The following is an 11289-nucleotide window of genomic DNA, read 5'->3' as shown; positions in this document are numbered from 1 at the left end:
AAGAATCTTAGCAATTTCGGTTGGACTAAATTTGCTGCTTTTCATAATACTTACCTAAAGTTAAAAAATATCACACTTTTTAAACTTTTAATCCGTACTATTTTTGGGGAAGCTTACACATGTACCAGTAAAAATATACTTTTTATTTTCAATTGAAACAGTGTCTTCGGAGTCAAGCATAGAACGAAATGCTAAATCAAATGTATTATTGACTTTAAGTGTCAGACGAATATCTGCAACATCATTTCCTCCAGCGATAAATTCAACAGGATGCTTTTTGCAACTTATTAATCCTAGTAGAGAAAATATGACAATGAGAATTAAGGTGTGTTTCATACTTGACTTCTTTAATACCATATTTTATGGTTTTAGTTTCTGATAGGTAATCGAAGCTAAATTGGGAGTTATTTGAAATTTATACTAATTCCTATTTGCGATTAAGGGTTTATGGGGTTGAATACTAGTCCCATAAACCCTTGAATGCTAATTGTCTGCCTAGCAACCGCCTTGGCGAGGCGCACGTTTATAAATTACGTTATGATTTTGTTCAACATAGTCGCCCGCTATTATTGGATATGAATACTTGGGTGCATGCGATACATTATGGCTTCTTATCGTTATTTTGTCGTTAACCTTCAGATTATGTAATTGCTCAAATTCATTGTTAGAATTAAAAATAGTATTGTCTGACTTTTCTGTTCCAAAACTAAGAATATAATCTTCGCCATTAATTTTGACCATTATCCCGAAACCTAATCGTGAGCCTGGCGGAAGAGAAAGAGAGGTTACAACAGCTTCCATATCAGAAAAAGCCCTTAAATGCTTCCTGATCTTAGCTTCGCCAGCATACACTTTTTTACCTGAGGGAGACGCCTCCCATTGTTTGAACATGATACCATCAGGGGTAGCTTCCCATTTTTTCAGGGCAGCTTTCCTTTCAGCAACAGAGAGAGGTTTAGGGATTGGCTTTTTAGAAACTACATTTTTAGCTTCACGATTGGCAAATACCAGCCCACTTACCACAACCAGTGATAAAATCAGCATATAAATGATTTTTTTCATATTTATTGTCTGCTTTTAATTTAATAGAACGGATTGTAAAGAATATCGAAGCATAAAAGAGGTATTTTTAATACGATAATTTTCATGCTGCTCACTCTACAAAATTACCTTATTCTACTTGCTTCCTGCTGTCACTCAAGTGTTATTGATTTGTTATAGAGTTGTTAAAATGAACTCAGGCTAGGTCAGCGTTCCCACGCTGGTACTGGCTTCCTAGTCAGTACCCATTTTTTCTGTGGATTCTTTCCAGAGAAAATCTTTCTCAAACATCACAATTATGCTTACATTCATCATCGGTTCTCCCTATGTACAGATTGCTTTATTAAAAATTTATCTATGCATAGGATTAGAATCCTTAGATTGGATAAGTACTGGCTAGGAAGCCAGCACTAGTGGAGAAAACCATTTTAGCGTTGGTAAGGATAGTGGGCTGACAGCCTATATTGAAAGGTTTAATGGCACATTGAGACAACGCTCTTCCAGATTCGCAAGACTTACTTTGAGTTTTTCAAAGTCAATTGATAATCATATAGGTGCCATTAAATACTTTATCTGCCATTATAACAAACAGTGTAAAACATTACATTTATAGAACTACCGATTTTAAATATCCTAGATGTTTGTTTCAAAACCTAAATTTACCTTTTTCAATCTAATTGAATGTAAAATATTTTTATCTTTCAGTCACCACTGTTCCAAAAAGATTCCCAATATTTGATTTAATTCTTTCGAATTTTCCTAGAGATAACATTCTTTGGTTGATCCTAAGTCCATCAGCATAATCTTCAAAAATTCCCACAGGTAATGGATGGTATTTCGAGGTAGACTTTACAAAGTCCATAAAGAATAATGGATCTAACACTCCAAATTCAAGTCCAAAAACAAGAGAGACTTCTATATATTGTCCTGTCTCAATATTGTTAAAAGAACAATGAAAACCGTGAACATAGTATGTCCAATCACTCACTTGTCCTTTTCCTCTTTTCTCTCTAATTAGTTGATTAAAAGTTTCAAGTGGAAAGTCCTTATTTAATTCGAGGTTCAGTTCATCAACTAGCTTATAAATCAACTCTTCTCCTAATTGTCGATAATCTTTGGCACATTGTTCAAAAAAGGCTTGATTATCCTCAATTTCTTTGTCTGTTATAAGCTTGGAAATATTGATTACTGGTTCAATGGTATGTATTCCAACTTGAAAGTCTAAAAGTTGATTTTTTAGATTTTGTCCGATTACTTCTCGTTGTGCTTGAACTTCTTTTTCAAAAACAAGTTTTAATGTCCGATTTCGCGGGATTGCTCTAATTGTTTCAAGTTTGGGAACTTGTTCTACTGTATGTATTGCTAATATTTCTGTAGTTCTATTCATGAGTTTTCAGAAGTTTGTAAGGCAGAAGGTGTATTGGTATCATAAATTAGGTGTTGTTTTATAGTGTTTCGGACTATACAATCGGGTAGATTTTGAAGCATAATGCTCTAAGTCGGCACTTCAACTTAGGTTGAGTAGTGCCTGCATTATTCTTCAATATTCACTAACCAATGTTTTTTATTTATTTTCATTAATTCTTCTTTATAGGTCTGTTCATTTAAATACTTATAGCTATAATACTTCAATGGAATGGAATTAGAATAGTTGTTAAGCCCTTCGTCGATATATTTTTTTAATTCTAATTTGTTATCAAATAAATGTAACGTCTCAACTTTGTACACATAAACAAGTACTGGAATTTTATTATAAATGTCCAAAAACTCCTTTTCTAAATAATTAATAATATCTCTTTGTAATTCAGGCTTTGATGCTTTTTGTTCAGATGATGTTGTAATAACTTCCTGATAAAACAGTAATACAGAAAATAAGTATGTATTTTTCGATTTTTTGTTTTTTTGATATTCAATAATTTCTTTTAAAGTGCTTTTTTTTAATTCAGAGACATCATTTTGTAGGACTTCATCATACATTTTTTGTGCTAGATTGAAGCAGGTGGAATCACTTTTATCAACTTTCGAATTATTTTTAACTTTATCAAAAGTCTCTTCAACTATATTTTTTTTAGTTTGAGCAAAAACAGTTGAAGTCAAAAAAAGTGATATCAGAAATAGGTAAACTCTCATTTTTGTATTTGTTATTATTTACGTTTGTTTAGGTTAAATAGTACTAATGGTCAAGACTAGGTTGGTAGTTTTAGTCTATTGTACGGTCAGAGTCAAAATGGTAAGCGTCACCATAACCGTCTTTATATTTTCAGAAAAAATGTTTAGATATTCCGTTTTTGGTTCAGCTTTAGTCACAATTCCTGTTGATATTTTAGAAATGAGTTTACCGGCTATTAGCTTACGAGATAAGTTGTAGATTATTGTCAAATAATAATTTCTAATATATTGGTTGTTGCCCATTTGCCCAACTGCTGTTTTTATTCGAATGGTTTCCACCCCTTTTCTTTGGGTTCTTCTTTACTTGGAGGTCGTACATATTGCCTCAACTCATGGTCAGAAGCTCCAAATTCTAAAAAGTTCTTTTGTGCTTGCTTTAATGAAGTTGAATTTGCTCCGCCTTCATAATTTGGGTCATTAAATTGGATTGGGTCGTCTTCCCAAAAGCATACATCGCAAATGTCATAAGTTCCATTTGGTTTTTCTGTAAAAGTTTTGTGCCCACAACAAGGGCAAGCAAATTTGGCGTTAACTGTCAAGATTAATAAAGCCTTTTCTAATGCTTCTTTGTCAAAACCAACTGATGGTTTTGTGGCAACCCAACGTTCTTTTATATACTCAGGCAATGCGTTTATTGATTGGTCATCATCAATAATAACGTAGTTATGTTCTTGTCCTTTGTTTTCAACCCACTCTTTAATTTCGCTTCCTTTGTCCAATAATTGACTTATTTCTGTTTTGTTATTTAGTTTTGAGATTGTTTCAAAATTCAATCCTCTTAATCTAAAAATCTCCTTCCATCTAGTTTCGTCATAGTTTATTCTATGAGTTGTTGTTAAAACTATCGAAGCATTTGTTCTTTTGTGAAGGATTGATAGGTTTTCCAGTGCTTTTTCATTGAGTTTCATAAATCCGTCAGAATGGATTTCTACTGGTCGCCAAATAGGTGTCGTTTCTAAAACTCCGTCAATATCTAAAAGTATTGTCATTCTGTTTCTTGTCGGTTTTGATAGCTCATAAAGGGAAATGACTTAGCGATATGACGAAAATGAAGTACAAAAATCGATAAAATCATAGTTGTTAAATTTTATACAAATGTTTCATAGATGTACTTCTGTTGCCAGATTGACAAACCGATCTTAGCCACAGTCTTTCTCTTTTGTCAATGTGTCTAAGGTTTTTAATAATGTAGGTATTCTGTTATTTCCTTTCATATTTTTAATCAATTCGGTAGCATAGTCTAGGTCTATTCCTATAGAGGTTATGTAAAGAGGCCTCATACTACTCCCTCTTAAAAGTTGTCTTTTATTTTTTTCTAATGTTGCAAAATTTGTTTTGGCAACACCAATTATTGGTATCTTACCTTGAAGCTGTAGGTATAAATGTCCTCCCAAGCCAAGTCTTTGATTATCGTCAAGATATACAAAGCCATCGATGATAATTGTAGTGACATTTTGAGTTTTAATTTTGTCGAGCAAACTTAAAATACAAGGTAATTCTCTTTTATAAAATTCTCCCGATTGGTATTCCTCCGAATTCTCAATTACTTCTGTATCAACTTTGTAGTTTTCTTCGTCTGACCAATCGTCAAAACAAATAGAAACAGTTTTTGCTTTGTTGTCAAAATAATAAGTGTCAAAAGCTAAAATCATACTAAAATTGTTGTCTTCTGGTTCCGATAATGAAATGATTTTCAATGTCAACTAAATAATTTGCATAATTATCAGCGTGGATTCCATCTTCTCGTTCTGCATAGTAAATGTAAACCAAAGAATATGAATATCCATTTTCAGTGAATTGCCCTTCTGTTTTACCGTTATACAAAATTGAATTGTGAAAGTGCATTTTATAGTCAAAAACTTCGTCATAGCAGTCTCTAAAAAAAGCTTTGCCTAATGCTGCTACTAAATTTTTAGAGTCCTTTATCAGGCTCCTAAATCTATTTTCTTGGTTTACAAATGTGAAGAAATTTCTGAAATGTTCCCAGTCGATTTCATGACCATTATGGTATTGCATATCAATTTCTATCTCAATTTCCAGACCGTCAATTATAGTTTTTGTCTGCCAACAATTTGCGTCTTCAATAAACCTAAAGCGAATTTCTTTATTTTTGATGCTTAGTATCTGTTCCATAAAATGGTTGTTAATGCTCTGGCATTATAGATGCTGTACGATTTATGTTTTATATGCTCCTCAATCTTCAATATTTGCTTCCTCAACTAAAGAATCCTTATGAAATGGATCTATCATAACTTTATTTTGATACTTGTCAAATAGAGTATTGGGATATTTTGTAATCGCAATGGTCAAATATCTTCCAAGCGTCTCTTGTTTGAATTTGTTTCTTGCATTTATGGTTTTATCAAACAATTCTAATGTTTTTTCATTTGGATATTGTGCTAATGCCTGATAAAGTATTCTCCATTTAGCGTAATTATAGTGCCTCTCTCTCCATTTCTTATTAAATAATTTAACTAACAATGGGTAAAACGTTGTGTCTGGAAATTCTCTAACTGCCCAAATTGCATAATATTGAGTTTTCTCCTCACTTAAATAACTTTTGATAATTTCTTTATCTTTTTGTTTTTTGTATTTCGCCAATGCCAAAACTGAAACTGGAATTCTTTCATTTATAGCTATGTCTCTTATCCTATCGTAATATTTTGGATCGCTGTTGATTCTTTTAATTTTCTCTTCTTTGATAGCAAGACGCATTTTGGGGTCGTACAATAATAGGCTATCAATATTTGCAAGCCTAGAATGATTATTCATGAAATAGCTGCTGGATTTAGTTGATAGGTAATAGTAAAATGCCAGCAAAAAATAGTCACCTATCATCTGTTGTAAGCCAATGCAGCCTAGTTTTAGTCTAACTAAACTTGTGTCATAAAGATGCGATGTAACGATTGGAATAATATCAATACTGTCTTTTGAACAAAGAGATTGAAATGCGACACACTTAATTACGGAACTCTTATTTGCGGTTAATTCCAAAAGTTCTTTTGATGAGGAAATTTCTGTCAATAAGTTTAAACGCCTATATCTATATCGTTCTGATGTTATGGCAGAATAGTCTATGTATATATCGTCTAACTTGTCATATTGAATAATACTGTCAACGAGAGATTTCACATTTGGTCTTAGTGTCTGTCCAAAAGTAGGTGTTGAAAGTAAGCAGAGTACTACTATTCTTAAAGTTGTGATCATGTTGGTGGTTGTGTTACGCTTGCAGGCAGCATTCAAGGCTTAGTGTAGATGTGATAGTAGTATTTCATCTGCCCATAACCGATGCTGATTGAAAAGGTGTTGATGAGTCCAAGGACAAGAATTGATAGATATTCGTCTGCTGGTTGCTGTTAATAGAGATTACACAGTCATTCCCAACGTTCATAAAACCTAATGTTTTGCATTTGCTTTTTATTAACCAACGAAAGGCAAATATTAATGAGTCCAAATCATTCCTTGTGGGTTTATTTCCCAATGATACTTTTGTGCTTCACCAAATGTAGCAAAATCCATTTTTTGTCCAAGTATGATCTCTTTATAGGCCTGAAACATCTGGCTTGCAGCAATCGTGGGTTGCATTCGCCCAACTCCTGTGCAGAGCCCAGGTATTGCAACTGAAGAAATTCTGTCGTCAGCTTTTGCCTTGATTAAAATTGCCTTCATTGCAAGGTAGGCGTTTATTGAAGTGTCAATATTGAAATTGGTCGGAATACGCATTGTCGGTGCAGAAATAAGAAAAGGAACTATCTTATCGTATGTCTCTAAAACTAATGCTTGTCCAACTAAAAGTTCACCTTCAGGTAGTTCTTTAATAATTTTTTGCAACCTTTTTTCTAAGTCCCAGCCAAACCTTTCTGATAAGGCATAGTCAAGTCCGCCATCCATAAAACCAAACGAATTGGTAGGACTAACAATTGCATCGCATTCAATTTTAGTAATGTCACTCTCAACAACCGATACATTTTCTTCGTTACCGAAGAACTCTGTCCAATCGTCAAGGAGTTTTGGAGCTAAATCTGTTAAAATAATTTTCATAATTATAAGGTCTGCTTAAAGTGAGATGTAACGTTTTGTTGCTCGATGAAGTGACGAATTTCAGCGCTCATAATTACCACGCTGGTGCTGGCTTCCTAGCCAGTACCCATTTTTTCTCTGGATTCTATCCAGAGAAAATCTCTCCAAAATCTCATAATTGTCCTTACATTCATCATAGGTTCTCCTTATGTACAGATTGCTAAATTTATCTCTGCGTAGGATTGGAATCCTTAGATTAGGTAAGAACTGGCTAGGAAGCCAGCACTAGTGGGGTAGGAGAGATGTCCTTTTGTTCATACGCAACCTTTCTTGATTGAAAATGAATAGATACAATTATTTCCGAAAATCTAATAGCTATTCGTCTACTTGAACAGCGCTGGGATTTGAAATTATAATGTCTTGTCCAACAAGAAGTTATTTTTGTGATGTAAAACTATCCCTTGAATACTCAATTAGAACTGTATGCCAAACCTCGCAAAATATCCAGTTGATTACTTGGGGCATTTGGCGAAAAGAAGTCTGAAATAGTGTTGTCAGTACGTCGTGGTCTTTGCAGAAACTCAACTTGCCATGGGTTTTCGATGTTTGGATATTTTATCAAGTCAAGCGGATAATTTTGTCTGACAGCATTGCCTGCAATATTTTATATCTAGAAATATCACCGTTCAAGTTGAGAAAAACGTTTCATAGAGTTTTGTCAGCCCTACATTGGATAATACCTTGTTAGTAGCTGGGTTTATTTTTTAAGCAGTTTGCAAGCTCTATTTTCACTTCGTCTGGAAATCCAGAAAGTCCGGGTATGTCATTGTATTCTACAAAATATCTGTTTCCATCTTTTTCCTCTAAAATGTCAATTGCTACTATATCTGCTTTCAAAAAGCTTTGTAATTTTTTTGTTTGTTCTATTAAAGTTTCTTCTGGGTCAATTAGTACAAAGTCGGTTGTTTGAACATTAGCTTTCCAAAATTTACCCTTTCTTGCCATTGCCCAAATTTTGTTACCAATCGCTAAATATCGAATGTCTTTGTCGTAATTGATAAATGGTTCGATGGTAATATAGTCCTCAGAGATAAAAAGCAAATCTTTTATGTCTTGCCATTTTTCTTCGTTTTCTACAAGAACTTTCCCAAAACCACCGTGATAATTTCCTGCTTTAACTACAAATGGGAAAGAGATTTCAATATTCTTTAGCTGAGTTGAAGTTGTCGCTACATTGAATGGAATTACAGGAAGCTTACATTCTATCAAGACGTTTAGCATGGTAAGCCTATCGAAACCTTTGGTTAAAACATCTGCTGAATTTACGCAATGAATTCTCGAAAGTTGAATTAGGTCAAGGGCAGTTTTGTGTTTTGCATTAGGTCTAATTGCGCCAACTCGCCACAAAATTTTGTCAGGTTTGCAAACGCCATTTTGGTCAATAGCAAAAAGTTGGTTGTCTTTGAGTAACCATTCTGTTGACTGAATTTTCTTTTGTTCAACTTTGTAATCAGGTAAAAATTCCTGCCAATATGTTTCTCCGTTTATCACTAAAACTGTTTCCATTGTTTATTGTCGTGTAGGTTGTTTGTAAAATTGTCGCTAATGGGAAGGACTTATGCAGAGTTGGGAATAGCATTCCATCAGCCTGCAACAAAAGTGAATACTGGCAATATTGCTAAATTTTATTCATTAGCCAAATTGAAAAACTAAAGTTGGGTTTTGTTCCTCTAGTCCAACATCAATAAACCATCTTGTTATGGGTAGCTTTATTTATTTTTTCGTTTTTCACCCCAACGCTTGGTCAGCAAAAGCAGAATCAAATAATTAATTGTCAATATTAAAAGCCCTCCAATTATTGTCGAAAGTAAGTTGTCAAAGCGTAAAATAAAGCCAAGTCCTATTGAAGTTATTATTAAGCAAGTCGCAAAATGTGTTGATAAATGCCATCTTTTATAAACCAAAGCACGTTGATTTTTTAAAATACCAGAAATAAAAAATGTCAATGTAAGTTGAATGAGGATTAATGGCACATACCAAAGACGGGCAGTGCTATTGCTCTGAATGTGTCGCTCAATAACAAACTCTTGAAAAGCTATTTCTTCTATCTTTTTGTCTGTGGGCAAGTCTTCAATCTTTAAGTCCTGCATACCTATTGGAGAATAGAAATTCACTTTAAATGTCGGGCGATATTTTGTGAACAAGCTTGACTCATAAAATTCATCATCACGATAAAGTCCAACAAAAAGCCAAGTAAGAATTAAAAATACTATCCCAATTACGATATGTATGTTTGGTCGTGTTGTCATATTAAGTCATACACAACGAATAGTTCTTTGCGTTTGAGTGGGAAAGTGGCGAACTATTACTCATGTTTAATTGAAAAGTTACACATCACCCCGCCTGAGGCAAAGCCTGTATTAGTCGTTTGTTTTTTTGTCATTCCACTCTTTTATATGGCTCTCTATACGTAATTTGTCAATGGGAAGTCTTTGTTTAAATGTTTCAAGCATTGTCAGATAGTCCTGTTTGGAAAAATTAAGCTCATGGAATTTATCAAACCAATTTACTGTCGAACCAACTTTCTCTGCGTCCCAATCTTCTGTATTGTCTATCCCAATTTGTTTCCATTGTATTGAATTACCACAATTTCGAATTTCAGCGACTATTAATGTGCAAGAAAAGTCGTTGTCATCTGGACACATTAGAATAGGGCAAATGGTTGTTTCGTTTTCATTAGGCAAGATTCTTTCCCAAACGACTGCTTTTTCGTCTTCTCGTTCCAGCCAATAGACAAGTGTCGGAATAAGCCCTTTAAATGAATTATCGGGATATAGTTCGTCAAGCTTTTCGTCTAACCAATACCCATCAATGTGAAAATTTATAAAGTCCCAATAATCTTCATAATCACTTTTGTCTTGTATGCCTTCTATTTTGTTCATCGGATTCTTTAAAATGTTGCCCAAAGCACAGGGTTTGTGGAGGGTAGGGGATTTGAAAATCATGAGGGTAACCTTGTTCAAAGCTCTTGTTAGCTAAAACAGAAGTACAGATTATTTCCCAATGTTGATGGTCATTTTGCTCGCTAGACGATGTGTTCAATAGCGCTAAAATTGGTAATATTGAATATTGATTAGACTTATTTTAACGCATAAATTGGGAAAACTTCTCCCATATCATGTTCGCCTATCATAAACATAAACCCTTTTTTAGTGTTAATTTTCTTGAAAATACCTTTTTCATTGAGTGATTTGAAAACTTCATTCAAAGCCACTAAACCTGAGAAAAGATAAAGTTTTAGAAGTTCTTGATACCCTTCCATATAGGCAAGTTCGTATTCGTCAATATCATCTGGGAGGTTATCACGACCATTAAAAACTTCAAGGTTATCAAAGAAATTTAACGAGATTCCTGGATTTGCCTCAAAACCTTCTGCAAAATCATAACTATAACCAATATCAAATACCAGCAAGTTGCTCAACTTCAAAAGCATTTGTGTTACAACTTTCGCATTTCATAAGTAATTTCATTTATACTAACATACAAAGAATAGAACTTGCGGTAGGAGCCATTTCGGTTGGCTGATTGATGTACTATTTTTCAAATACTTAAAATCTGCAAAACCTGCTACAAATCCATGTTGGAGATAGCTGTTTTATGATCAATTGAATTTAACCCACAATTTTGGATATAATTGGGGTAATTGTTCAGTCTTCCAATTTGTCCCTTTGGTTGGTGGTGCCCCAAAATCATAATTAAAACCTCTTTTAAAGGCAACATTTCTTGGGTAACTATCATCTTCTTCTTTTTTACCCGTTTTTTGTTCAAATGCAGTTGTCGCAACATACATTAATTCTTCAAAGCTACACTCTGTTTGCTTGTCTACCACGTCAGAAAGATAGTCAGGGTTTTTGAGCGTTTCTGTAAATGTCTTCTCACCTTTGTAAGCTTCCCCAAAAATAGTACGGATTAAAAGTTTAAAAAGTGTGATATTTTTTAACTTTAGGTAAGTATTATGAAAAGCAGCAAATTTAGTCCAACCGAAATTGCTAAGATTCT

The 11289-nt window shown here is 33.8% G+C and carries 14 protein-coding genes and 1 pseudogene; 1 reads left to right on the top strand and 14 read right to left on the bottom strand.

Annotation, left to right across the window (positions count from 1 at the left end; all coding sequences use genetic code 11):
- Positions 1–87 precede the first annotated feature (87 nt).
- Positions 88–336, bottom strand: a complete 249-nt coding sequence (locus QM481_RS24710) for a hypothetical protein (RefSeq protein WP_283383780.1) — start codon at positions 334–336, stop codon at positions 88–90.
- 159 nt (positions 337–495) lie between these two features.
- Complete coding sequence (locus QM481_RS24705; RefSeq protein ID WP_283383779.1) at positions 496–1062, bottom strand: hypothetical protein; 567 nt, start codon at positions 1060–1062, stop codon at positions 496–498.
- Positions 1063–1465: 403 nt separating this feature from the next.
- Between QM481_RS24705 and QM481_RS24700 the strand changes: the two are divergent.
- Positions 1466–1654: pseudogene (locus tag QM481_RS24700) on the top strand (IS1 family transposase); the annotation flags it as partial.
- Positions 1655–1735: 81 nt separating this feature from the next.
- Here QM481_RS24700 and QM481_RS24695 read toward each other — a convergent pair.
- From QM481_RS24695 to QM481_RS24640, 12 genes are all read right to left on the bottom strand, one after another.
- A complete protein-coding gene (locus tag QM481_RS24695) occupies positions 1736–2428 on the bottom strand; it encodes a DUF6896 domain-containing protein (protein ID WP_283383778.1) in 693 nt (230 codons plus the stop codon).
- A 146-nt stretch (positions 2429–2574) separates the two neighbouring features.
- Entirely contained in the window at positions 2575–3171 is a 597-nt protein-coding gene (locus tag QM481_RS24690; RefSeq protein WP_283383777.1) for a hypothetical protein, read from the bottom strand.
- 299 nt (positions 3172–3470) lie between these two features.
- The gene (locus tag QM481_RS24685) at positions 3471–4199 is read right to left on the bottom strand and encodes a CPCC family cysteine-rich protein (protein ID WP_283383776.1); all 729 of its coding nucleotides are present in this window, start codon (positions 4197–4199) and stop codon (positions 3471–3473) included.
- A 150-nt stretch (positions 4200–4349) separates the two neighbouring features.
- Entirely contained in the window at positions 4350–4862 is a 513-nt protein-coding gene (locus QM481_RS24680) for an endonuclease V (protein ID WP_283383775.1), read from the bottom strand.
- A gap of 1 nt (position 4863) precedes the next feature.
- Positions 4864–5343 (bottom strand): hypothetical protein, encoded by a 480-nt coding sequence (locus tag QM481_RS24675; RefSeq protein WP_283383774.1) that lies wholly within the window; start codon positions 5341–5343, stop codon positions 4864–4866.
- A gap of 60 nt (positions 5344–5403) precedes the next feature.
- Positions 5404–6417, bottom strand: coding sequence for a hypothetical protein (locus QM481_RS24670; RefSeq protein ID WP_283383773.1), 1014 nt, complete (start codon positions 6415–6417; stop codon positions 5404–5406).
- Positions 6418–6651: 234 nt separating this feature from the next.
- Entirely contained in the window at positions 6652–7251 is a 600-nt protein-coding gene (locus QM481_RS24665) for a macro domain-containing protein (RefSeq protein WP_283383772.1), read from the bottom strand.
- A 723-nt stretch (positions 7252–7974) separates the two neighbouring features.
- Positions 7975–8796 carry an ATP-grasp domain-containing protein gene (locus tag QM481_RS24660; protein WP_283383771.1) on the bottom strand — a complete coding sequence of 274 codons (822 nt, stop codon included), beginning with the start codon at positions 8794–8796 and terminating at the stop codon, positions 7975–7977.
- A gap of 203 nt (positions 8797–8999) precedes the next feature.
- The gene (locus QM481_RS24655) at positions 9000–9539 is read right to left on the bottom strand and encodes a hypothetical protein (protein ID WP_283383770.1); all 540 of its coding nucleotides are present in this window, start codon (positions 9537–9539) and stop codon (positions 9000–9002) included.
- Between the two features lie 111 nt (positions 9540–9650).
- Complete coding sequence (locus QM481_RS24650) at positions 9651–10235, bottom strand: hypothetical protein (protein ID WP_283383769.1); 585 nt, start codon at positions 10233–10235, stop codon at positions 9651–9653.
- A 134-nt stretch (positions 10236–10369) separates the two neighbouring features.
- The gene (locus QM481_RS24645; RefSeq protein WP_283383768.1) at positions 10370–10723 is read right to left on the bottom strand and encodes a hypothetical protein; all 354 of its coding nucleotides are present in this window, start codon (positions 10721–10723) and stop codon (positions 10370–10372) included.
- Between the two features lie 168 nt (positions 10724–10891).
- Positions 10892–11289 (bottom strand): DUF4240 domain-containing protein (locus tag QM481_RS24640; RefSeq protein ID WP_283383767.1); only part of this gene is annotated, 398 nt, incomplete at its 5' end.

The sequence above is a fragment of the Flectobacillus rivi genome (assembly GCF_030056655.1).
In the GTDB taxonomy this organism is placed as follows: domain Bacteria; phylum Bacteroidota; class Bacteroidia; order Cytophagales; family Spirosomataceae; genus Flectobacillus; species Flectobacillus rivi.
This window is presented reverse-complemented; position numbering and strand designations above follow the sequence as displayed.